The sequence below is a fragment of the Stenotrophomonas maltophilia genome (genome assembly GCF_047782825.1).
Classification (GTDB): Bacteria; Pseudomonadota; Gammaproteobacteria; order Xanthomonadales; family Xanthomonadaceae; genus Stenotrophomonas.
In genome coordinates, this window is sequence record NZ_CP180589.1 from 645,243 (window position 1) to 667,288 (window position 22,046).

19 protein-coding genes are annotated in these 22,046 nt (G+C 67.4%); 13 read left to right on the forward strand and 6 right to left on the reverse strand.

The features are described 5' to 3' along the window. The first annotated feature begins 91 nt into the window (after positions 1–91). The 12 genes from ACM2ZB_RS03005 (at position 92) to ACM2ZB_RS03060 (ending at position 14,757) form a co-directional block, all read left to right on the forward strand. Positions 92–1,510, forward strand: coding sequence for a NarK family nitrate/nitrite MFS transporter (locus tag ACM2ZB_RS03005; RefSeq protein WP_416057368.1), 1,419 nt, complete (start codon positions 92–94; stop codon positions 1,508–1,510). A gap of 87 nt (positions 1,511–1,597) precedes the next feature. After that, a complete protein-coding gene (locus tag ACM2ZB_RS03010) occupies positions 1,598–5,353 on the forward strand; it encodes a nitrate reductase subunit alpha (protein WP_416057369.1) in 3,756 nt (1,251 codons plus the stop codon). Beyond that, complete coding sequence (gene narH / locus ACM2ZB_RS03015) at positions 5,353–6,903, forward strand: nitrate reductase subunit beta (RefSeq protein ID WP_416057370.1); 1,551 nt, start codon at positions 5,353–5,355, stop codon at positions 6,901–6,903. The genes ACM2ZB_RS03010 and narH overlap by 1 nt, the downstream gene beginning before the upstream one ends. Beyond that, positions 6,900–7,580 (forward strand): nitrate reductase molybdenum cofactor assembly chaperone, encoded by a 681-nt coding sequence (narJ, locus tag ACM2ZB_RS03020; RefSeq protein ID WP_313435814.1) that lies wholly within the window; start codon positions 6,900–6,902, stop codon positions 7,578–7,580. Before narH ends, narJ begins: the two co-directional genes overlap by 4 nt. Then, positions 7,577–8,284, forward strand: coding sequence for a respiratory nitrate reductase subunit gamma (gene narI / locus ACM2ZB_RS03025; RefSeq protein WP_079222084.1), 708 nt, complete (start codon positions 7,577–7,579; stop codon positions 8,282–8,284). Before narJ ends, narI begins: the two co-directional genes overlap by 4 nt. 3 nt (positions 8,285–8,287) lie before the next feature. Continuing rightward, positions 8,288–9,193, forward strand: a complete 906-nt coding sequence (locus tag ACM2ZB_RS03030; protein WP_416057371.1) for a peptidylprolyl isomerase — start codon at positions 8,288–8,290, stop codon at positions 9,191–9,193. A 24-nt stretch (positions 9,194–9,217) separates the two neighbouring features. After that, positions 9,218–10,549, forward strand: a complete 1,332-nt coding sequence (locus ACM2ZB_RS03035) for a nitrate/nitrite transporter (protein ID WP_313435818.1) — start codon at positions 9,218–9,220, stop codon at positions 10,547–10,549. Between the two features lie 97 nt (positions 10,550–10,646). After that, entirely contained in the window at positions 10,647–11,861 is a 1,215-nt protein-coding gene (locus ACM2ZB_RS03040) for a coproporphyrinogen III oxidase (protein WP_416058611.1), read from the forward strand. Between the two features lie 11 nt (positions 11,862–11,872). Continuing rightward, positions 11,873–12,649 (forward strand): helix-turn-helix domain-containing protein, encoded by a 777-nt coding sequence (locus ACM2ZB_RS03045; RefSeq protein WP_416057372.1) that lies wholly within the window; start codon positions 11,873–11,875, stop codon positions 12,647–12,649. A gap of 19 nt (positions 12,650–12,668) precedes the next feature. Then, entirely contained in the window at positions 12,669–13,412 is a 744-nt protein-coding gene (modA, locus tag ACM2ZB_RS03050) for a molybdate ABC transporter substrate-binding protein (protein ID WP_416057373.1), read from the forward strand. 3 nt (positions 13,413–13,415) lie between these two features. Next, positions 13,416–14,099 (forward strand): molybdate ABC transporter permease subunit, encoded by a 684-nt coding sequence (gene modB / locus ACM2ZB_RS03055; RefSeq protein ID WP_416057374.1) that lies wholly within the window; start codon positions 13,416–13,418, stop codon positions 14,097–14,099. Continuing rightward, positions 14,089–14,757 carry a sulfate/molybdate ABC transporter ATP-binding protein gene (locus ACM2ZB_RS03060; protein WP_416057375.1) on the forward strand — a complete coding sequence of 223 codons (669 nt, stop codon included), beginning with the start codon at positions 14,089–14,091 and terminating at the stop codon, positions 14,755–14,757. The genes modB and ACM2ZB_RS03060 overlap by 11 nt, the downstream gene beginning before the upstream one ends. Before the next feature lie 128 nt (positions 14,758–14,885). Here the strand turns inward: ACM2ZB_RS03060 and ACM2ZB_RS03065 are convergent, their stop codons facing one another. Genes ACM2ZB_RS03065 through ACM2ZB_RS03090 form a run of 6 tightly spaced genes read right to left on the reverse strand, consistent with a single transcriptional unit; the run spans position 14,886 to position 21,033 of the window. Beyond that, positions 14,886–15,686 carry a class I SAM-dependent methyltransferase gene (locus tag ACM2ZB_RS03065; protein ID WP_416057376.1) on the reverse strand — a complete coding sequence of 267 codons (801 nt, stop codon included), beginning with the start codon at positions 15,684–15,686 and terminating at the stop codon, positions 14,886–14,888. Then, positions 15,683–16,459, reverse strand: a complete 777-nt coding sequence (locus tag ACM2ZB_RS03070) for an ABC transporter ATP-binding protein (RefSeq protein ID WP_416057377.1) — start codon at positions 16,457–16,459, stop codon at positions 15,683–15,685. The genes ACM2ZB_RS03065 and ACM2ZB_RS03070 overlap by 4 nt, the downstream gene beginning before the upstream one ends. Further along, positions 16,456–17,472, reverse strand: a complete 1,017-nt coding sequence (locus ACM2ZB_RS03075) for a FecCD family ABC transporter permease (protein WP_416057378.1) — start codon at positions 17,470–17,472, stop codon at positions 16,456–16,458. Before ACM2ZB_RS03075 ends, ACM2ZB_RS03070 begins: the two co-directional genes overlap by 4 nt. Then, positions 17,472–18,509: an ABC transporter substrate-binding protein gene (locus ACM2ZB_RS03080; protein ID WP_416057379.1), complete on the reverse strand. Its 1,038-nt coding sequence runs from the start codon at positions 18,507–18,509 to the stop codon at positions 17,472–17,474. Before ACM2ZB_RS03080 ends, ACM2ZB_RS03075 begins: the two co-directional genes overlap by 1 nt. Further along, positions 18,506–19,045 carry a DUF2478 domain-containing protein gene (locus ACM2ZB_RS03085; RefSeq protein WP_416057380.1) on the reverse strand — a complete coding sequence of 180 codons (540 nt, stop codon included), beginning with the start codon at positions 19,043–19,045 and terminating at the stop codon, positions 18,506–18,508. The genes ACM2ZB_RS03080 and ACM2ZB_RS03085 overlap by 4 nt, the downstream gene beginning before the upstream one ends. Before the next feature lie 2 nt (positions 19,046–19,047). Continuing rightward, positions 19,048–21,033, reverse strand: a complete 1,986-nt coding sequence (locus ACM2ZB_RS03090; protein WP_416057381.1) for a TonB-dependent receptor plug domain-containing protein — start codon at positions 21,031–21,033, stop codon at positions 19,048–19,050. Between the two features lie 183 nt (positions 21,034–21,216). On the opposite strand from ACM2ZB_RS03090, the gene ACM2ZB_RS03095 reads away from it, so the two are divergent. Beyond that, positions 21,217–22,023, forward strand: coding sequence for a TOBE domain-containing protein (locus ACM2ZB_RS03095; RefSeq protein ID WP_313435839.1), 807 nt, complete (start codon positions 21,217–21,219; stop codon positions 22,021–22,023). Positions 22,024–22,046 lie beyond the last annotated feature (23 nt).

A 22,046-nucleotide genomic window follows, 5' to 3' on the forward strand; every position in this document is an offset into this window, starting at 1 on the left:
TCGTTGCACGGTGCGGGCCTAATGAGGCCCATGACGACGGGTTACAACTTGAAAGCAGTACCCACGTCATTCCACAGCCCTGGAGCCATGTATGACCGTTGGTAGCGATCCTGTTGTCCGAAGCACTGCCAGCCCAGGCCGCGTCATCAGCGACTGGGCGCCGGAAGACGCCGGCTATTGGGAGCGCACCGGCAAGCGGGTCGCCACCCGCAACCTGGTCATTTCCATCCCGTCGCTGCTGCTGGCCTTCTCTGTCTGGGTGCTGTTCTCGGCGGTGACCATCAGCCTGCCGAAGATCGGCTTCGGCTTCAGCACCGACCAGCTGTTCTGGCTGGTGGCGCTGCCCAGCCTGTCCGGCGCGACGCTGCGCATCTTCTATTCCTTCGTGATTCCGATCTTCGGCGGCCGCCGCTGGACGGCGCTGTCCACCGCTTCGTTGCTGGCGCCGACGATCTGGCTGGGCTTTGCGGTGCAGAACCCGGCCACCCCGTACTGGGTGTTCGTGGTGATCGCGATCCTGTGCGGTTTCGGCGGGGCGAACTTCTCCTCGTCCATGTCCAACATTTCCTTCTTCTACCCCAAGCAGAAGCAGGGCCTGGCGCTGGGCCTGAACGCGGGCCTGGGCAACGTGGGCGTGTCGGTGGCGCAGGCGGTCATCCCGCTGGTGATCACCGTGGGCGTGTTCGGTGCGCTGGGTGGCGCGCCGCAGCTGGCAGTGGAGGGCGGGGCAGCGCTGTACCTGCAGAACGCGGGCTTCATCTGGGTACCGGCCATCGTGGTCTGCGCCGTCGCGGCTTGGTTCGGCATGAACGACCTGACCAGTGCCCGCTCTTCGTTCGCCGAACAGGCGGTGATCTTCCGCCGCAAGCACAACTGGCTGATGTGCTGGCTGTACATCGGCACCTTCGGTTCCTACATCGGCTTCTCGGCCGGCTTCCCGATGCTGGTCAAGAGCCAGTTCCCGGATGTGAACCCGCTGGCCTACGCCTTCATCGGCCCGCTGCTGGGCGCGCTGATGCGCTCGGTAGGCGGCAGCATGGCCGACCGCTGGGGCGGTGCGCGCCTGACCTTCTGGGTCTTCGCGCTGATGATCGCGGCGGTGTTCGGGGTGCTGTACTTCCTGCCCAGCCATGGCCAGGGCGGCAACTTCTACGGGTTCCTGCTCAGCTTCATGGCGCTGTTCGTGCTCAGTGGCATCGGCAACGGCACCACCTTCCGCATGATCCCGGTCATCTTCCGCACCCTGCATGAGCGCTGGTCGGCCGGGGAAACCGCCGAAGGCAAGGCCGCCGCAGGCCACCAGGCCGCGATCGAATCGGCGGCGGTGGTCGGGTTCTCCGGTGCCATCGGTGCCTACGGCGGCTTCTTCATTCCCAAGAGCTACGGCTCGTCCATCACCTTGACCGGCAGCCCCGACATGGCGCTGTACGGATTCATCGCTTTCTACTTCACCTGCCTGGCCGTGACCTGGTGGTGGTACTACCGGCGCGGTGCTGAAACCCCCTGCTAGGGGCAGTCACGCTGACAACCCGAGCAATGCACCGAAGCCAATGAACACTCCAGCCACGATGCCGATGTCCGCAAAGGGAGATCCACGATGAGTTATTTCCTTGATCGCTTGCAGTTCTTCAAGCGTGACCCCCAGACCTTTGCCGATGGCCATGGTTTTGCCAAGAGCGAGGGCCGTGACTGGGAAAACAGTTACCGCCAGCGCTGGCAGTACGACAAGATCGTCCGCTCCACCCACGGGGTGAACTGCACCGGTTCGTGCAGCTGGAAGATCTACGTCAAGAACGGCCTGGTCACCTGGGAAACCCAGCAGACCGATTACCCGCGCACGCGCCCGGACCTGCCCAACCATGAACCGCGTGGCTGCCCGCGTGGCGCCAGCTATTCCTGGTACCTGTACAGCGCCAACCGCCTGAAGTACCCGCTGATCCGCGGCACCCTGCTGCGGCTGTGGCGCGAGGCGCGCAAGCGCATGGCGCCGGTGGATGCCTGGGCCAGCATCGTGGAGGACAAGGAGAAGGCGCGCTCGTACAAGACCCGCCGCGGCATGGGCGGCTTCGTGCGCCTGCAGTGGGAAGAGGCCAACGAGATCATCGCCGCCTCCAACCTGTACACGGTGAAGCAGTACGGCCCGGACCGCGTGGTGGGCTTCTCGCCCATTCCGGCCATGTCGATGGTGTCCTACGCCGCCGGTGCGCGTTACCTGTCGCTGCTGGGCGGCGCCTGCCTGTCCTTCTATGACTGGTACTGCGATCTGCCGCCGGCCTCGCCGCAGATCTGGGGCGAACAGACCGACGTGCCCGAATCGGCCGACTGGTACAACAGCCGCTACATCATCGCCTGGGGCTCGAACGTGCCGCAGACGCGCACGCCGGATGCGCACTTCTTCACCGAGGCGCGCTACAACGGCACCAAGACGGTGGCGATCTGCCCGGACTATTCCGAGCTGGCCAAGCTGACCGACCACTGGCTGCACCCCAAGCAGGGTACCGACGCGGCACTGGCCTTTGCCTTCGGCCACGTGATCCTGCGCGAATTCCATGTGGATTCGCCCTCGCAGTACTTCCAGGACTACTGCCGCCAGTATTCGGACATGCCGATGCTGGTGCGCCTGGAGCGCCGTGACGATGGCCGCCTGGTGCCGGGGCGCTTCCTGCGCGCCAGCGAACTGGGTGGCCTGGGTGAAGCCAACAACCCTGACTGGAAGACCCTGGCCTATGACGAGACCAGCGGCCAGATCGTGGTGCCCAACGGCTCGATCGGTTTCCGCTGGGGCGAGAAGGGCAAGTGGAACATCGAGGAAAAGGAAAGCAACGGCGCCGATACCCGCCTGCGGCTGAGCCTGGCCGAAGGCAACGAGGGCATCGAAGCGGTCAGCTTCCCGTACTTCGGCGGCATCGAGACCGACGGCTGGACCGCCGCGCCGGCCGATGACGTGCTTGAGCGCAACATTCCGGTGCGCCGCCTGGCCCTGGCCGGCGGCGGCGACACCATGGTGGCCACGGTCTACGACCTGCTGCTGGCCCAGTACGGCGTGGACCGTGGCTTTGGTGGCGACAACGTGGCATCGAGCTTCGACGACATGGTGCCGGGCACGCCGGCCTGGCAGGAGCGCATCACCGGCGTGTCGCGCGGCGAAGTGATCGAGATCGCGCGCGAGTTCGCCCGCACCGCCGACAAGACCCACGGCCGTTCGATGATCATCGTCGGCGCGGGCATGAACCACTGGTTCCACAACGACATGAACTACCGCGGCCTGATCAACATGCTGATCATGTGTGGCTGCGTGGGCCAGACCGGGGGCGGCTGGGCGCACTACGTGGGCCAGGAAAAGCTGCGCCCGCAGACCGGCTGGCAGCCGCTGGCGTTCGGCCTGGACTGGAGCCGCCCGCCGCGGCACATGAACGGCACCTCGTTCTTCTACTTCAACACCGGGCAGTGGCGCTACGAGAAGTTGCAGGTGGACGAACTGCTGTCACCGCTGGCCGACGCCAGCAAGTACAGCGGTAGCCTGGCCGACCTGAACCTGCGTGCGGTGCGCATGGGCTGGCTGCCCAGCACCCCGCAGCTGGACCGCAACCCGCTGCAGCTGGTGCGCGAGGCCGAAGCGGCCGGCGTGGCCCCGGCCGATTACGCGCTGGGCAAGTTCAAGGATGGTTCGCTGGACTTCGCCTTCGCCGACCCGGACGCGCAGCAGAACCACCCGCGCATGATGTTCATCTGGCGCTCGAACCTGCTGGGCTCTTCGGGCAAGGGCCACGAGTACATGCTGCGCCACCTGCTGGGCACCCGCCACGGCCTGCAGGGCAAGGACCTGGGCGAAATGGGCGCGATCAAGCCGCAGGAAGTGAAGTGGCACGATGAAGCCCCGGAAGGCAAGCTGGACCTGCTGGTCACGCTCGACTTCCGCATGTGCACCACCGCGCTGTATTCGGACATCGTGCTGCCCACGGCCACCTGGTACGAGAAGGACGATCTCAACACCTCGGACATGCACCCGTTCATCCACCCGCTGTCCAAGGCGGTGGACCCGGCCTGGGAATCGCGCAGTGACTGGGACATCTTCAAGGGCGTGGCGCGCACGGTGAGCGAGATGGCGCCGGGCGTGCTGGGCGTGGAAAAGGACCTGGTGCTGGTGCCGACCCTGCATGACACGCCCAACGAACTGGGCATGCCGTTTGGTGTGGCCGACTGGAAGAAGGGTGAGTGCGAGGCGATCCCCGGCCAGACCATGCCGTCGATGACGGTGGTCGAACGCGATTACCCGAATCTGTACCGCAAGTTCACCTCGCTGGGCCCGCTGCTGGACAAGCTGGGCAACGGCGGCAAGGGCATGAGCTGGGATACGAAGCACGAGATCGAATTCCTCGGCAAGCTCAACCACACCGTGCACGACGAAGGCGTCAGCCAGGGCCGCCCGGCCATCTCCACCGCCATCGATGCGGCCGAAGTGATCCTGCACCTGGCCCCGGAAACAAACGGCCATGTGGCAGTGAAGGCCTGGGCATCGCTGGGTACCTTCACCGGCCGCGAGCACACCCACCTGGCGGTAGGCAAGGAACACGAGGCGATCCGCTTCCGTGACATCCAGGCGCAGCCGCGCAAGATCATTTCCTCGCCCATCTGGTCGGGCCTGGAAGATGACAACGTGAGCTACAACGCCGGCTATACCAACGTGCACGAGCTGATTCCGTGGCGCACGGTGACTGGCCGCCAGCAGTTCTACCAGGACCATGAGTGGATGATCGACTTCGGCGAGGCCTTCATGAGCTACCGCCCGCCGGTCAACACCCGCACGGTGGAGCCGCTGTTGAACCAGCGCCCGAACGGCAACAAGGAGATCGTGCTGAACTGGATCACCCCGCACCAGAAGTGGGGCATCCACAGCACCTACAGCGACAACCTGATCATGCAGACGCTGTCGCGTGGCGGCCCGATCGTATGGATCAGCGAGGATGACGCGCGCAGTGCGGGCATCGTCGACAACGACTGGATCGAGCTGTTCAACGTCAACGGCGCGATCGCTGCCCGTGCGGTGGTCAGCCAGCGGGTGATGCCGGGCATGGCGATGATGTACCACGCCCAGGAACGCATCATCAACGTGCCGGGCTCGCAGATCACCGGCACCCGCGGCGGCATCCACAACTCGGTCACCCGCATCGTGCTCAAGCCCACCCACATGATTGGTGGCTACGCGCAGCTGGCCTATGGCTTCAACTACTACGGCACCTGCGGCACCAACCGCGATGAGTTCGTGATCGTACGCAAGATGGACAAGGTGGATTGGCTGGACGATGAACAGCCCGCGGGCGCTTCCGTGTCGGCCAGCAAGGAGGTGGTGTGATGAAGGTCCGTGCACAGATCGCGATGGTGCTGAACCTTGACAAGTGCATCGGTTGCCATACCTGCTCGATCACCTGCAAGAACGTCTGGACCTCGCGCGAGGGCGTCGAGTACGCCTGGTTCAACAACGTGGAAACCAAGCCGGGCATCGGCTACCCCAAGGAATGGGAAAACCAGGACAAGTGGAATGGCGGCTGGGTGCGTACCCGCGCCGGCAAGCTGGTGCCGCGCGCCGGCGGGCGCTGGCGCATGCTGGCCAAGATTTTCGCCAACCCCGACCTGCCGCAGATTGACGATTACTACGAGCCGTTCGATTTCGACTACCAGAACCTGCACACCGCCAAGGACAGCCAGCACCAGCCCACCGCGCGGCCGCGTTCGCTGATCAGCGGCGAGCGCATGCAGAAGATCGAGTGGGGCCCGAACTGGGAGGAAATCCTGGGTTCGGAGTTCAGCAAGCGCTCGCGCGACTACAACTTCGACCAGGTGCAGAAGGAGATCTACGGCGCCTTCGAAAAGACCTTCATGATGTACCTGCCGCGCCTGTGCGAGCACTGCCTGAACCCGGCGTGCGTATCGGCGTGCCCGTCGGGCGCGATCTACAAGCGCGAGGAAGACGGCATCGTGCTGATCGACCAGGACAAGTGCCGCGGCTGGCGCATGTGCGTGTCGGCCTGCCCGTACAAGAAGATCTATTACAACTGGAAGAGCGGCAAGTCGGAAAAGTGCATCTTCTGCTACCCGCGCATCGAGATGGGCGAGCCGACGGTGTGTTCGGAAACCTGCGTGGGCCGCATCCGCTACCTGGGCGTGATGCTGTACGACGCCGACCGCATTGCCGAGGCTGCTTCGGTGGCCGCCGAGAAGGATCTGTACCAGGCCCACCTGGACATCTTCCTGGACCCGAACGACCCGACGGTGATTGCCGCCGCGCGCAAGGAAGGCATTCCGGACAGCTGGCTGGAAGCAGCCAAGCAGTCGCCGGTGTACAAGCTGGCCATCGACTGGAAGCTGGCCCTGCCGCTGCACCCGGAATACCGCACGCTGCCGATGGTCTGGTACGTGCCGCCGCTGTCACCCATCCAGTCGGCGGCCGAACGTGGCCGGGTGGGCATGAGCGGCGAGCTGCCGGACGTGGCCTCGCTGCGCATTCCAGTGCGCTACCTGGCCAACATGCTGACCGCCGGTGACGAAGCGCCGGTGGTGCGCGCGCTGGAACGGTTGATGGCCATGCGGGCCTGGCGCCGGGCCAAGAACGTGGACGGCGTGGAGGACACCGCCGTGCTGGACCAGACCGGGCTGAGCATTGCCCAGGTGGAGGAGATGTACCGCTACCTGGCCATCGCCAACTACGAGGACCGTTTCGTGATTCCCACCGGGCACCGCGAGTACGCCAATGACGCCTTCGGTGAACGTGGCGGTTGCGGCTTCACCTTCGGCAACGGCTGCAATGGTGACAGCCCGGCCGACCTGTTCGGCCAGCGCAAGACCACCAGCTTCGTGGTGAACAACGGGCCCAACCACCAGCGCCGCAAGGAGGTGGTCGAATGAGCGTCCTGAAACTGGTAGGGGTGCTGCTTGACTACCCCCGCGATGAACTGTGGCAGCACGGCGACGAACTGCTGGCTGCCTGTGACCAGGCCGCGTTGACGGCAACCCGCCGCAGGCAGCTGCGTGGCTTCGTGCAGCAGCTGCTGGACAGCGACCCGCTGGATGCCCAGGCCGCCTGGCTGGCCACGTTCGACCGTGGCCGTTCGATGAGCCTGCTGCTGTTTGAACACATCCACGGCGAATCGCGCGACCGCGGCCAGGCCATGGTCGATCTGGTGGAGACCTACCGCCGCAACGGCTTCGAGCTGGATGCGCGCGAACTGCCGGACTATCTGCCGCTGCTGCTGGAATTCCTGGCCCACCGGCCACAGGAAGAGGCCCGCGAATGGCTGCACCACATCGGCCATATCGCCGGCATGCTGGCCGCGCGTGCGGCCGAACGTGAACTGCCGCACGTGCCGCTGCTGGAGATCCTGGTGGAGGCCGGCGACGGCAAGGTCAACCTGGAGGCGCTGCGGCAACGCGCCAGCGAAGAACCCCGCGACGATACGGCCGAAGCGATGGACCGGTTGTGGGAAGAGGAGGCGGTGCGCTTCGGTGCCGAGGCTCCTTCTGAAGACTGCAAGCCACCGACGCGCTCGCCCGGCCGTCCCGTGCACCGAGAGGTCCAGCCATGAACTACTACCTTCACCAGTTCGCGTTCCAGTACTACCCGTACATCGCCGTGGCGGTGCTGCTGATCGGCAGCTGGGCCCGCTATGACAAGGCCATGTACACCTGGCGCACCGGTTCCAGCCAGATGCTGTCGGACAAGGGCATGCGGATCGGCAGCAACTGTTTCCACATCGGCATCCTGGCCATCCTGGGTGGCCACCTGGTGGGCCTGCTGACCCCACATGCGGTGTATGAGCACTTCATCACGTCCTCGCAGAAGCAGATGCTGGCGATGGTGGTGGGCGGCGTGTTCGGCGCGCTGTGCTTCATCGGCATCAGCATCCTGCTGGTGCGCCGCCTGTTCAATGCCCGCGTGCGTGCCACTGGCAGTTTCGGTGACACCCTGGTGCTGGTGCTGCTGTTTGCCCAGCTGTGCCTGGGCCTGTACAGCATCCGCATCTCGTCCGGCCACCTGGATGGCGGGGTGATGGTGCAGCTGGCCGAGTGGGCGCAGCACATCGTGACCTTCCGTGCCGGCGCCGCCGATTACATCGAGGGCGTCAGCTGGGTCTACAAGATGCACATCTTCCTGGGCCTGACCCTGTTCCTGATCGCGCCGTTCACCCGCCTGGTGCATGTGTGGAGCATTCCGATCAGCTACCTGTGGCGACCGTACCAGGTGGTGCGCCGCCGCCAGGCGCCGCTGCGCTACGGGCCGAGGGAGTAAGCCATGGGCAGCCTGCCGAAGTTCCTGCCGATCACGGTGATCGATTCCGCCGCACCGGTGCCCGCCGAGGCCCATTCGCACCACCACGACGCGGCCGAGCAGGGCCCGCGCTCGCTGGGGCAGCCGGCGCCATGCCGGCTGTTCGTGGACGACACCGCCATCAGCGAAGCGGACATCGCCCGGGAGATGCAGCACCACCGGGCAATGCGCCCGGAACAGTCGCGTGCCGAAGCGGCGCGTGCGCTGGTGGTGCGCGAACTGCTGCGGCTGGAGGTGCAGCGCCTGGGCCTGCAGGCACCGGAAGGCAACCGGGTGAGCGATGAGGAAGTGCTGATCCAGCAGCTGCTGGAGGATGCCATCGAAGACCGTGTGCCGACCGATGCGGACTGCCAGCGCTACTTCGAACAGAACCCGGACCGTTTCCGTTCGCCCGACCGCGTGCGCCTGCGCCACATCCTGCTGGCGGCACCGGCCGATGACGTGGCCGGGCGCCTGGCCGCGCGCACCGAAGGCGAGCGGCTGGTGGCCGAGCTGAAGATGGCCCCGCACCTGTTTGCCGATTTCGCCCTGCGCCACTCGCGCTGCCCCTCCAGCAGCGAAGGCGGCGACCTGGGCTGGCTGCAGCGTGGGCAGACCACGCCCGAGTTCGATCGGCAGGTGTTCCGCCTGCGCGAAGGCCTGGCCGGCTTCCCGGTGGAGTCGCGCTGGGGCTACCACGTGGTCTGCATCGACGGCCGCGAGGATGGCCAGCCGCAGCCCTTCGACGTGGTGCTGCCGCAGATCCGCGACTACCTGGAACTGCAGGTGCGCCAGCGCGAGGTGCAGGCCTACCTGCTGCAGCTGCAGGAACGCTACCCGGTACGCGGGCTGGACCAGATCGAAGCCGAAGCCGACGCCGGCAACGGCTGACCCCACCCTGAAAAAGGACATGCCATGAACCAGGCCCTTGCCCCCGCCAGTGCCGGGCAGCAACAGCGTGCGCTGTGGCTGAGCACCTTCGCATTCACCGTGTGCTTTGCGGTGTGGATGATCTTCTCGATCATCGGCATCCAGATCAGCGAGCAGCTGGGCCTGAACGACACACAGTTCGGCCTGCTGATCGCCACCCCGGTGCTGACCGGCTCGATCAGCCGCGTGTTCCTTGGCATCTGGTCGGACCAGTTCGGCGGCCGCAAGGTGATGGTGCTGGTGATGCTCTGCGGTGCAGCAGCCACCTGGATGCTGACCTACGCCCACACCTACACCCAGTTCCTGTTCGCTGCGCTGTGCGTAGGCATCGCCGGCGGCAATTTCTCGGTGGGCGTGGCCTATGTGTCCAAGTTCTTCCCGGCCAGCAAGCAGGGCACGGCACTGGGCATCTTCGGTGCGGGCAACATCGGTTCGGCGGTGACCAAGCTGCTGGCGCCGCTGGTGATGGTGGCCGCAGGTTGGACCATGGTGGCCAAGGTGTGGGCGGTGGCGCTGGCGGTGACCGCAGTGTTGTTCTTCCTGTTCAGCAAGGAGGACCCGTCGCTGGAGCAGCGGCGCCGCGCGGGCGTCAAGCCGGTGCCGTTCGCCGAACAGATGGCGCCGCTGAAGAACCTGCAGGTGTGGCGGTTCTCGCTGTACTACTTCTTCGTGTTCGGCGGCTTCGTGGCCCTGGCACTGTGGCTGCCGCACTACCTGGTGGGTGCCTACGGCATGGACGTGGGCCACGCCGGCATGCTGGCGGCCTGCTACTCGATTCCGGCCAGCCTGTTCCGCGTGGTGGGCGGCTGGATGTCGGACAGGATGGGCGCACGGCGGGTGATGTACTGGACCTTCGGTGTATCGGCCATCTGTACCTTCCTGCTGGCCTACCCGGATACCGAATACGTGGTGAAGGGCATCCATGGCCCGATCCACTTCCACCTGGCCATCGGCGTGGTGATGTTCACCGTGCTGGTGTTCGTGCTGGGCTTCTTCATGTCGCTGGGCAAGGCGGCGGTCTACAAGCACATTCCGGTGTACTACCCGCAGCATGTGGGCGCGGTGGGCGGCGTGGTGGGCATGATCGGTGGCCTGGGCGGCTTCATCCTGCCCATCGTGTTCGGCGCACTGAACGATGCGGTCGGCATCTGGAGCAGCTGCTTCATGCTGCTGTTCGTGCTGGTGGCCACGGCACTGGCGTGGATGCACTTCGCGATCCGCCGCATGGAACGCCGCCGCTTCCCGCAGATCGACCAGGAAACCGACCTGCCCGAAGCCATCGACGCCGCAGCAGCCGAACGCGCACGCGGCCGGTGAAGGGTAGTGCCGGCCGCTGGCCGGCATGAATCCGCAGATGCACCACGCTTGATTTCAATCAGGGCCATGCAGAGAGGAGCGCCCGAACATGTCCGCCATGACCTCCACTGTTGATGCAAGCGAGGGCGCCGCACTGCAGGCTGCATTGCTGCAGCAGCCGCGCCATGTGCTGTTTCCGGCGGCCGACCAGTTCACCGCCGGCTTCGGCGAAAGCGGCTGGCGTGTGGCCGTGCGTGCCAGCAATGAACATCTGATCCCGCGCGGGCTGACCCTGGGTTTCCAGGCCGGCCGGGCGGGGCAGGTGGACGCCGCCGCGCCCTATCTGGATACGCTGCTGACCGCGCTGCGGCGACAGGCCGATGTGCTGGCCGAAGACCGCGAAGTGGTAGCGATGGTGCTGCAGCTGGGATTGGCCGAGGTACTGCCACCGGGCGATCTGGGCCAGCTGCTGGACGCGGTGCCGCAGCACCTGCGCACCGTGGCACGGCCCCAGGTGGAAGTGCGCCTGGATGCCGGCAGTGCGCTTTCGCCCGCCCAGCTGCGTGCGGTGGGATGCACGCGGTTGAACGTGATCGACCGTGCCGAGGCGCCCGGGCCGACCCTGCTGGCGCAGTCGCGCCAGGTGGGCTTCACTGCGCGCTACTACCAGCTGCGGGTGCCGTCGATGGACGATGGCGGCTTCATCGAACGCGTGCACGAGGTGCTGGCCGAGGCGCCCGAGCGGGTGCTGCTGCCTGCGCCCTGCGCGATGCCGGCCGATCCGGCGGCAGGGCAGTGGTTGCAGGCATGGCGGCTGCTGCGCGACGCCGGTTACGTGGCCATCGGTGGTGACCACTACCAGCGCGGTGACCTGCCGGACCCGAACGGGCCCGGTGATGGCCAGCGCCATTGCGATCTGGCCGGTGTGCCGCGCCGTGACCGCAGCGACTTCATCGGCCTGGGGCTGTCGGCCTACAGCCAGATCGGCGAAGTGTTCTACCGCCTGGAAGACGACCTGCCGCGCTGGCAGGCGCGCCTGCAGTCCGGCCACCTGGGCGTGACCGCTGGCCTGATCCTGTCTGAACAGGAAACGCTGTCGGCGGAGGTGGCGCAGAGCATCGCCTGCGACCATTCGGTGGACGCTGCTGCATTCGAATGGCGCAACGGGATCCCGTTCGAAGCGTGCTTTGCCGATACGCTGCCGGCGTTGGACCCGCTGCTGGCACGCGGCTGGGCGCACTGGGATGCGCGGGTGCTCCGCCTGGCCGAAGAAGGCCGCCTGCTGTGGCGTATGATGGCCGCATGCTTCCGGCCGGCGGCCGCCATCGCTTGAGTGTTGCTTCGATGTCTTCGAATCCGCCCACCCACGGCCGCCTCGGCCAGGCCACGCCCAATCCCGCCGCCGCCGATGACGGCGATGCGCTGCACTTCTGCAGCACCTGTGCGTTTTCCGATGCCTGCATGTCGCAGGGGTATGACAAGACCGCACTGGGCGATCTGCATGTGCTGGTCGACCACGTGGGGCCATTCCACGCCGGTGACTACATCTTCCGCGCCGGGGAGCACTTCGATTCCATCGCCGCGGTGCGCGCGGGCATGGTCAAGACCTTCGTCGATGACAGCCAGGGCAACGAACAGGTGCTCGGTTTCAGCCTGCCCGGCGAAGTGATCGGCCTCAATGCCATCCACGGTTCGCGTTTCCCCTGCAATGCGGTGGCGCTGGACACCGTGCACCTGTGCCGCATCTCCTTTCCCAAGCTGAGCCTGCTGGCCACCCGCATGCCGGGGCTGCAGGCCAAGCTGTTCAGCCTGCTCAGCGCGGAGATCGGCAAGGTTGCCACGCTTGCCGCCAACCACCGTACCGAAGAGCGCATGGCCGCCTTCCTGGTGGACATGTCCGAGCGGTATGCGCGCCGCGGCTTCTCCGCGACGCGCTTCAACCTGACCATGGCCCGCACCGAGATCGCCAACTACCTGCGCATGGCGCCGGAAACCGCCAGCCGCGTGCTGCGGCGCTTGAGCGATGACGGCGTGATCGCGGTCAAGCAGCGCGAGATCCTGTTGCTGCAACCCGAGCGTCTGGCCGCCCTGGCGGTGGCCGATGAATCCGAACCGAACTGAATCCAACCCGGAGCCGATGATGAAGCGTGCAGGACTGTTGTTGCTGGGAGCGCTGGCTTCGATGCCGGCGTGGGCGGCCGACCTGACGGTGTCGGCGGCATCGAGCCTGACCGAGAGCTTCCGGGAACTGGGCGCGGCGTATGAGAAAGCGCACCCGGGCACCAAGGTCGATTTCAACTTCGCCGCCTCTGGCGTGCTGCTGCAGCAGATCAGCCGCGGCGCGCCGGTGGATGTATTCGCCTCGGCCGACGAAACCACCATGGACCAGGCCGGGCAGCAGAAGCTGCTGGCCGCCGGTACCCGTGAAGTGTTCGCGGTGAACGCGCTGTGGGTGGTGGTGCCGCCGCAGGCCAAGGCTGCGCCGCGTGCGCTGAAGGACCTGGCCGGTGCGGGTGTGCAGCGCATCGCGCTGGGCAACCCGGACAGCGTGCCGGTGGGCCGCTATGCCAAGGGCGCGCTGGAAAAGGCCGGGCTGTGGACGGCAGTGCAGGGCAAGACCATCACCACGCAGAACGTGCGCCAGTCGCTGGATTACGTGGCGCGTGGCGAAGTGGATGCCGGCTTTGTCTACGCCACCGATGCGCAGGCCATGCCTGACCGCGTCCGCCGCGCCTTCGAGGTGCCTGTATCCGGTCGCATCGCTTATCCGCTGGCGGTGATCCAGGCCAGCCCGCAGCCGGCCGAAGCCAAGCGCTTCACCGCCTTCGTGCGCTCGGCGCAGGGCCAGGCGATCCTGGCCAGGCACGGATTCGGCAAGCCCTGAGGAATGGACCTCGACTGGAGCGCACTGGGGCTGTCGCTGAAGGTGGCTGGCTGGGCCACCGCGATCAATCTGGTGCTGGGCGTGGCGTTGGGCGCGCTGCTGGCGCGCAAGCGTTTTCCCGGCCGCGAGCTTCTGGATTCGCTGCTCACCCTGCCGATGGTGCTGCCACCGACGGTGCTGGGCTACTACCTGCTGGTGCTGATCGGCCGCAACGGCCCCATCGGTGAATGGCTGCAGGCGTGGTTCGGCATCAACCTGGTGTTTACCTGGCAGGCAGCGGTGATTGCCGCGGCCATCGCATCGCTGCCGCTGGTGTTCAAGCCGGCGCGGGCAGCGTTCGAAGGCGTGGATGGCCAGCTCGAGAATGCCGCGCGTACGCTGGGTGTGTCTGAAGCGGCGGTGTTCTTCCGCGTGACCCTGCCATTGGCCTGGCGCGGCATCCTGGCCGGGCTGCTGCTGGCGTTCGCGCGGGCGATGGGCGAGTTCGGCGCCACGCTGATGGTGGCCGGCAGCATTCCCGGGCGCACGCAGACCCTGTCCATCGCCATCTACGAGGCGGTGCAGGCGGGCCAGGATGGCCGGGCCAACGCGCTGGTGATCCTGACGTCGGTGGTGTGCATCGTGATCCTGCTGCTGGCCGCGCGGCTGGTGGGTGGGCGCCGCCAGGAGCTGCGCGATGTGGCTTGATCTGCAGGTGCACCGGCCGATGCACGCGGCCAGCCAGCAGTTCGTGCTGGACGTGTCGCTGCAGTGCACGCAGCGCCAGGTGGTGCTGTTCGGCCCCTCGGGCGCAGGCAAGAGCCTGACGTTGAAAGCGGTGGCCGGGCTGCTGCGGCCGTGGCGCGGCCACGTGCGCCTGCAGGGGCAGACCTTGTTCGACAGCGTTGCCGGGGTGAACCTGGCACCGCAGCGGCGCAGGCTGGGCTATGTGTTCCAGGACTATGCGCTGTTTCCGCACCTGAGCGTGCGCCAGAACGTGGCGTTCGGGCTGGAGCGCGGCTGGTTCAATCCACGCCGGGGTGCGCGCATCGAAGCAGTGGAGCGCTGGCTGCAGGCCTTCCGCATCGACCATGTGGCTGATCTGCTGCCGTCGCAGGTGTCCGGTGGCCAACGCCAGCGCACCGCGCTGGCGCGGGCGCTGGTGACCCAGCCGCAGGCGCTGCTGCTGGATGAACCCTTCGCCGCCCTGGACCATGACCTGCGCCAGCATCTGCGCCAGGAACTGGAAGCCGTGCTGGATGAGACCGGCATTCCGTTGCTGCTGATCAGCCACGACCCGCGCGATGTCGAAGTGTTCGGCCAGCAGGTCGCCCGCGTGGTGGATGGCCGCATCGTCGGTGAGTGACCTGCAACTGTAGAGCCGAGCCCATGCTCGGCTGCCTTCCGCGCTGTCGCCAACAGCAGCCGAGCGTGGGCTCGGCTCTACAGAAGGACAACAGCAGCCGAGCGTGGGCTCGGCTCTACAGATGGATCTCAGCGGCCAGTTGCCCACTGGATGAACGCCCAGCGCCGTGTCGGCGCCATGCCGAAGCGATGCTGCGGCGAGCGCGCGTGCCAGGCGCGCACGCGTCCTTCCTCGTCCGCATCCAGCGCACCGAACAGTTCCGCCGCCTGCCGCACCAGGCCGTCGGCATCCTGGGCCACGTCGCGCACTGATTCGGGCAGGTAGTCCACCTGCGGGTCGCGGCCCATGTCCAGCAGCATGTTGATGGGGTAGCGATGGTCCGGCATCGGCACCCAGTCGCGGCCCAGCAGGTCGGCCAGTTCCGGCACACCGGCGCGTGGGCCGGTGGCAAAGGTGATGCAGGCACGCTGGCGCGCGTGCGCATCCAGCTTGCGCAGCGCCGCTTCAAGATCGGGCACCATCAGCGAACGCGAGGCGATGGCCAGGTCGCAGCGCGGCACCGCCTGCCAATCGTCACTCCAGGACAGCGCCCACGGCGTGATGTTGTCCAGGTCGTTCTCTTCGATGGCCGTGCGCAGTCCTTCCAGCATGCCGCTGCTGTAGTCCAGCGCATGCACGTGGCCCACCTGCCTGGCGATCGGCAGGCTGAGCAGGCCAGGTCCGCAGCCCACATCCAGCACGGTGGCCACGCTGCCCAGATCCAGGCGGGCCAGGAAGGCATCGCTGTAGTCGTCATGCCGGCGCTTCCAGCTGGATTGCGCGGCGCGCGCATCCCACGCACTTGCCGGCTTGGGCTGGAAGCCGCAGGCCAGCAGGTGCTGGTGGTAACGGGCGGCGTGGTCGATCGGTGCAGGCAGCGGGGTGTTCACGGTAAAGCTCCAGACGCAGGGAGTGCAGCGGCCACCTGTGCGGCATCAACGCCGTACAGTGCGGCCAGCCGCGAAGGGGTGGCAACATCGCGCGCCGGGCCCAGGGCCTGCAGGCTGCCGGCGGACATCAGGGCGATGCGGTCGGCCACCTGCAGCGCGTGTTGTGGCTGGTGGGTGGAGAGCAGCACGCCGATGCCGCGCCCGGCCAGGCCGCGCACGGTATCGAGGATGCGCAGCTGGTTGCCGAAATCCAGGCTGGCGGTGGGTTCATCCATCACCAGCAGTTGCGCCTGCTGGGCCAGGGCGCGGGCAATCAGCACCAGCTGGCGCTCGCCACCGCTGAGCGTGGTGACCGTGCGCTCGGCCAGCGCCTGCAGGCCCAGTTCGCGCAGGCAGTCATCGGCGATGGCTTCGTCGGCGCGACCCGGCGCGGCCAGCAGGCCCAGATGGGCGGCGCGGCCCATGGCCACCACCTCGCGCACGCGCCAGGCGAAGGGCAGGGGTGAGGCCTGGGGCACGTAGGCGATGCGGCGTGCGCGGGTGGCGCGGTCGTGCTCGCGCAGCGGGCGGTCCTGCAGCCGCACTTCACCGGCCACCGCGGGCAACAGGCCGAGCAGGGTGCGGAACAGCGTGGTCTTGCCGCAGCCATTGGGGCCCAGCAGGCACAGCACTTCGCCGGCCTGCACGGACACCGCGAACGGCGCACCCAGGCCGACCCCGGCATGGCCGATGACCAGATGGCGTGCTTCCAGCAAGGGCGCGGCGGCGGTCATGGGCGGCGCTCGCTGCGGGCCAGCACCAGCAGGAAACAGGGCACGCCGACGAACGCTGTGAGGATGCCCAGCGGCAGTTCGATCGGTGCCAGCGTGCGCGCCAGCGTGTCGGCGGCGAGCAGGAAGCTGGCGCCGAGCAGCAGGCTGGCCGGCAGCAGGCGGCGGAAGTCGGCTCCCACCAGAAGGCGTGCGATATGCGGGACCACCAGCCCGACCCAGCCGATGATGCCCGCCAGCGAAACGGCAGCCGCAGTGCACAGGGTGGCCGCGGCGATCAGGATCCAGCGCAGCGGCATGACCGCTACGCCTAGCGCGCTGGCCTCTTCGTCTCCCAGGCCGAGCAGGTTGACCCGCCAGCGCAGCAGCACCAGCGGCAGCAGGCCGACCAGCAGCAGCGGCGCGGTCACCCACAGATCGTCGGTCACCACCGCGTTCAATCCGCCCAGCAGCCAGAAGGTGATGGACGGCAGCTGGGTATAGGGATCGGCCAGCAGTTTCAGCAGCGAGATGCCCGCGCCGAGCAGCGCGGACACGGCCACCCCGGCCAGCACCAGGACCAGTACCGGGTCGTGGCGGCGCACCAGCGCGGCCACCATGCAGACCAGGCCCACCGCAGCCAATCCACCGGCGAAGGCAAAGCCCTGCACCAGCAGCATGGGCAGGCCGAGGAAAAGCCCCAGCGAGGCACCCAGGCCGGCACCGGCCGACACACCCAGGATATCCGGTGACACCAGGGGATTGCGGAACATGGCCTGGTAGGCAGCACCGGCGGCCGACAGCACGGCACCGATCAGCACGGCGGCCAGCACGCGCGGCAGGCGGATATGCCATAGCGCGGCCTGCACGGCCGGCGCACTGGGTTCGCCGATGCCGAACAACTGCCAGCCGATGGCCTGCATCAAGGCGCCGGGCTTGACCGGAAACTGGCCGACCGAGAACGCCAGCAGCACCAGCGCCAGCAACAACGCCCATCCCCCCACATGCCAGGCCCAGCGCGGAAGCGTGCGTACCATCAGCCGCGCGGATCCAGGCTGCGTGCGATGTCGGCAGGCAGCGGCTGCCCCCACAACAGCTGGTGCAATGCGCTGATGCGCGTGCGCAGCGCGGCCGGCGCCAGCGCTGGGGTTGCTGCCGGATGCAGCCGGGACAGCAGCCACGGCAGGCCGGGCAGGCGATTCACCCCGGGCGGGCCATCCAGCCAGCCGAACGGCAGCACCGGCGCGCAATGCAGGCGGTGCTCGCGGACGGCGCGCAGGGCACGCCAGCGCGGGTCCTGCGCAGCGCGTGCGGCAAACCCAGCATCCTGGGTGAGGATCACGTCCGGGTCCCAGGCCAGCAGCTGTTCGAAGGACACGCGTGCAAGGCCACCGGCGCCTGCGCTGGCGGCGACATTGCGGCCACCGCAGAATTCGATGACTTCGGTGTTGATCGAGCCGGACAGGCCACTTTCCAGGCCGTCGCTGCCGCGCCCGTAGTACACGGTCGGCCGCGAGGCCGCCGGGCGCGTGGCCAGCACGTCGCGTACCAGTGCCAACTGGGCGTCGGCGGCCTTGGCCAGGGCCTCGCCGCGCGCGGGCACGCCCAGCAGCCTGCCCACATGGCGCAGCTGTGCCGGGTGGTCGGGCAGGCGGCCGGCAATCAGTTCGAAGGGGATGGCGGTCTGCTGCCAGACGCGCTCGGCCGCATCGCGGTAGTTGGCGTCGAAATCACCGGCGTCCACCACCTGGTCTGGCTGCATCGACAGCAGGCGTTCCAGGCTGACCGTGCTGCCACGGCCGGCCAGGCGGCCGACCACCGGCAGGCCGCGCAGCGCGGCTGGCAACTGCGCCAGTGCTTCGGGCGAGACCTTCATCGGCCAGCCCAGCAGGCACTCGGGCGCCACCGCAGCCAGCAGCACGGCCGCCGGTGGGCCGGCGGCGAATACGCGCTTCGGAGTGGCTTTGGGTGCGCCCAGCCGCAGCACGCGCTGGGCAGGCATCGCCAGCAGTTCCGTACTGGCCACCAGCAAGGGCGCCAGCGCGAAGGCCTGCAGCAGGGCGCGCCGCCTCATACGGCAGCGTCCGGTGCACAGCGGCAGGCATCCCACCAGGCCTGCAGGGCGGCATCGTCGGCGGCAAGCTCGACCGCCATGCCACCGGTGAACGCACGCCACGCATCCAGGTAGGGCAGCTTCACCGCGGTCAGCAGCGGGATGTCGGCCATCATCAAGGCCAGCAGCTCGCTGGCCATGCCACCGCCTTCCGATTCCAGCGTGCCGAAACGGTTGGCGATGGCCAGCCCGGCCGGTTCCTGCAGGGCACGGCGCAGCACCACGCTGGCATCGGCAATGCCGCCCGGATCCAGGTTGCAGCCGCATGAGGCCCGGCCCAGCGCCTGGCTGATCGGATAGCGCGAACCCGGATCGGTCACGTCCATCAGCGCCATGCGCTTGCCGTTGGCGGTGGGTTCGTGCGGCAGGTGCACCAGCCCGCGCACACGCACGCCGGCGGCCAGCTGGCGCGCGGCGAACGCAGCCAGCAATCCATCGGGCTCGCCACTGTGGTCGTGCACGATCGCGGCAATGCGCGGGGCCTGTGCAGCGCTCATGCTCAGAAGCTCCAGTTGGCGTTGGCGAACCAGGTACGGCCAGGCATCGGGTAGCCATCGGCCAGTTCGTACCACTTGTCGCCGATATTGCGCACACCCACATCGAAATCCAAGGCGTCGCGCGGGGCCCAGCTGGCCTTCAGGCCGACGATGCCGTAGCCGGGCAGGGCACGGACCGGGCGTGCTGCATCGGCATAGCTGACCTTGCGGCCCTGCTCGGCTTCCACTGTGGCCTGCAGTTTCACCTGTGGCAGCAGCTGCCAGGCCACGGCCATGAACAGGTGCTGGCGCGGGCTGTCCAGCAGGGCCACGTTGCGGTCCTGCAGGTTGGTGCGGCGCAGCCAGGTATAGCTGCCCTGCAGGTTCCAGTCATCGCCCAGACGCTGCTGCAGGCCCAGTTCCACGCCCTGGTGGCGCGCCTTGCCGATGTTCTGCGCCTGGTTGCAGGTGCTGCCACCGCATTCGCGCGAGGCCACCACCGCGTTCTGGATCAGGTCATCGATGCGGCTCTGGAAGATTGCTGCCTGCAGCTGGCCTCCTTCCCACCAGCGTCCGCGCAGGCCCACTTCGAAGTGGGTGGCGTGTTCGGGCGCCAGGTCCGGATTGGGCAGGGCTGCGCCCATGCGCGCCGAATAACGGTCCTTGATGGTGGGGAAGCGCGTGCGCCGGGCGGCGCTGGCGTACCACTGCTGGTCCGGGGCGAGCTGCTGCACGTACTCCAGCACGCCGTTGGTGGCGTCTGTGCTGCCGGTGGGCCAGAAGTACACGCGCTTGGCATCGCGGCGGTCATGGCCGATGCCCACCCGCAGGTGCGAGGTGTCGGTCAGGGCGATGCGGTCCTCGATGGCGATCGAGGTGGTGACATCGCGGAAGTCCTTGGTGGGCGAATGCGGGTTGCTTTCGCTGTGCTGGTCTTCCTTGTAATGGATGGCCAGCTGCAGCTCCTGCCGCGGCAGCACGGTGGTGGCCAGCGTGACCGAGCCACCTACCGTGCGGTCGTCATAGATGCTGGGGAAGCTGGCGTTGTCCATCGCCACCCGGTAGGTGCCGTCGGTGTAGGCATCCAGCCCGTTGCCGTAGGTATCGCGGTAGACACGGGTGCGCAGGGTGGTGTGGTCGCCCAGGCGGGTGTTGCCGATGAAGTACAGGCTGTCCTTGTCCCACCACGGCCAGCGCCAGTAGCGGATGCCGCTGCGCGCGGTGCCGGTGTAGACCGGGTTGCCCTTTTCGCCATCCTGGCGTGCATAGCCGATGGCGTACTCATCGCCCTCGCGCGGGGTGTAGCCCAGCTTGAAGGACAGCCGGCGGTCCTCGCGCTGCGCGTTCTGGCGGTCCTTGCCGGTGTCGGTGGGCACGCGCTTGTAGTCCACGAAGCCGTCGGGCAGCGGGAATTCGTCGGCCTTCAGGATCGACGCACCCAGCTGGTAATACCAGTCGCCATGGCGTCCACCCAGGTTGAAGGCGGCCTTGCGTTCGCCGCCATCGGCGATGCCCAGCCGTACATCGCCTTCGAACGGGCGGTGCGGGCGGCGGCTGACCAGGTTGATCGCACCGCCGAGGATGTTCGGGCCATACAGCAGCGATGCGCCGCCACTGGCGACCTGGATCTCGGCCAGGTCGAAGGTGGTGAAACGGCCGAAATCAACGTAGCCGTCGTAGGGAACGTAGAGCGGTATGCCATCGAGCAACACCGGTACCTGGCGGGCATCGAAGCCGCGCAGGTAGACCATGTCCTCGTTGCGCGAGTTGCGTGCAAGGCTGACGCCGGGCAGCACGCTGACCGCTTCACCGACCGTGTTGCGGTCCAGCTGCTGGATGCGTTCGGCATCCAGGCGGCGTTCGGCCACGGCATCGGACGTGCCGCGGGTGGCATGTACGTCCACGCTGCCCAGGGTGAACACCGGCGGTGGCGCGGCCGCTTCGACGGCAGCGGCGGAGAGGGGAAGCAGCAGGGCCGACAGGGGTAGAACGAAACGACAGGTACGCATCCTCGCGATTCCTCGAGTTCGTTATATCCACGATGATATAACGGTTGGCAAGGGTCAACTTGATGACCGACCACGGTATTGTCCGCGCCGCGGTGAATGGGCACCTTGATCCATATCAAGGTCGGCGCCGGGCGGTGACGCTTTACACTGTGGCCCCGCGCAGGCGGCATGGAACCGAGCACGATGAGCGACGCCGATCCGACCCTGGAACTACAGGGCAACCTGTGGCTGAGCATTGCCGGGCAGAGCCTGGGCGGGCGTGGCCGCTTCGCCCTGCTGGGCCTGATCGATGCCTGCGGCTCGATCAGCCAGGCCGCCAAGCGCATGGGCATGACCTACAAGAACGCCTGGGATGCGGTGGACGCGATGAACACCGCAGCCGGCGAACCCCTGGTATCGCGCAGCGTGGGCGGTCGTGGCGGTGGCGGTGCGCAGCTGACCGCGCGCGGCCGCCAGCTGATCGCCCGGTTCGAACAGGTTGAACGCGCGCATCGCGCATTCCTGCAATCGCTGCAGGCCACCCCCGGGCTGGACGAGGATCTGGCCCTGATCCGGAGAATCGGCATGATCACCAGTGCACGCAACCAGTTCCACGGCCGGGTGAGTGCCCTGGCCACCGGCGCGGTCAACGATGAAGTACAGATCGAAGTGGCGCCGGGTGTGGCGGTGGTGGCGACCATCACCCATGGCAGCGTGGAATCACTGGGCCTGGCGGTGGGCGTGGCGGCCTATGCACTGGTGAAGGCGTCGTCGGTGATCGTCGCCCAGGGCGATGGCACCCGCTATTCGGCGCGCAACCAGTTCAGCGGCAGGGTGGAGCGGATCACCGAGGGTGCGGTGAACGATGAAGTGGTGGTGGATATCGGCCATGGCTGCACGGTGGTGGCGATCATCACCCGCGCCAGTACCGCGGCGCTGGAGCTGCGCGAAGGCGGCACCGCAACGGTGCTGTTCAAGGCATCCAGCGTGATCGTGGGTGTGCCCATGTAAGGCGCCCCGCCGGGCCATGCCCG

Coding starts and splice junctions, on each gene's coding strand:
- ACM2ZB_RS03005 (WP_416057368.1), top strand. CDS start 92: ATGACCGTTGGTAGCGATCCTGTTGTCCGAAGCACTGCCAGCCCAGGC.
- ACM2ZB_RS03010 (WP_416057369.1), top strand. CDS start 1,598: ATGAGTTATTTCCTTGATCGCTTGCAGTTCTTCAAGCGTGACCCCCAG.
- narH (WP_416057370.1), top strand. CDS start 5,353: ATGAAGGTCCGTGCACAGATCGCGATGGTGCTGAACCTTGACAAGTGC.
- narJ (WP_313435814.1), top strand. CDS start 6,900: ATGAGCGTCCTGAAACTGGTAGGGGTGCTGCTTGACTACCCCCGCGAT.
- narI (WP_079222084.1), top strand. CDS start 7,577: ATGAACTACTACCTTCACCAGTTCGCGTTCCAGTACTACCCGTACATC.
- ACM2ZB_RS03030 (WP_416057371.1), top strand. CDS start 8,288: ATGGGCAGCCTGCCGAAGTTCCTGCCGATCACGGTGATCGATTCCGCC.
- ACM2ZB_RS03035 (WP_313435818.1), top strand. CDS start 9,218: ATGAACCAGGCCCTTGCCCCCGCCAGTGCCGGGCAGCAACAGCGTGCG.
- ACM2ZB_RS03040 (WP_416058611.1), top strand. CDS start 10,647: ATGACCTCCACTGTTGATGCAAGCGAGGGCGCCGCACTGCAGGCTGCA.
- ACM2ZB_RS03045 (WP_416057372.1), top strand. CDS start 11,873: ATGTCTTCGAATCCGCCCACCCACGGCCGCCTCGGCCAGGCCACGCCC.
- modA (WP_416057373.1), top strand. CDS start 12,669: ATGAAGCGTGCAGGACTGTTGTTGCTGGGAGCGCTGGCTTCGATGCCG.
- modB (WP_416057374.1), top strand. CDS start 13,416: ATGGACCTCGACTGGAGCGCACTGGGGCTGTCGCTGAAGGTGGCTGGC.
- ACM2ZB_RS03060 (WP_416057375.1), top strand. CDS start 14,089: ATGTGGCTTGATCTGCAGGTGCACCGGCCGATGCACGCGGCCAGCCAG.
- ACM2ZB_RS03070 (WP_416057377.1), bottom strand. CDS start 16,459: ATGACCGCCGCCGCGCCCTTGCTGGAAGCACGCCATCTGGTCATCGGC.
- ACM2ZB_RS03075 (WP_416057378.1), bottom strand. CDS start 17,472: ATGGTACGCACGCTTCCGCGCTGGGCCTGGCATGTGGGGGGATGGGCG.
- ACM2ZB_RS03080 (WP_416057379.1), bottom strand. CDS start 18,509: ATGAGGCGGCGCGCCCTGCTGCAGGCCTTCGCGCTGGCGCCCTTGCTG.
- ACM2ZB_RS03085 (WP_416057380.1), bottom strand. CDS start 19,045: ATGAGCGCTGCACAGGCCCCGCGCATTGCCGCGATCGTGCACGACCAC.
- ACM2ZB_RS03090 (WP_416057381.1), bottom strand. CDS start 21,033: ATGCGTACCTGTCGTTTCGTTCTACCCCTGTCGGCCCTGCTGCTTCCC.
- ACM2ZB_RS03095 (WP_313435839.1), top strand. CDS start 21,217: ATGAGCGACGCCGATCCGACCCTGGAACTACAGGGCAACCTGTGGCTG.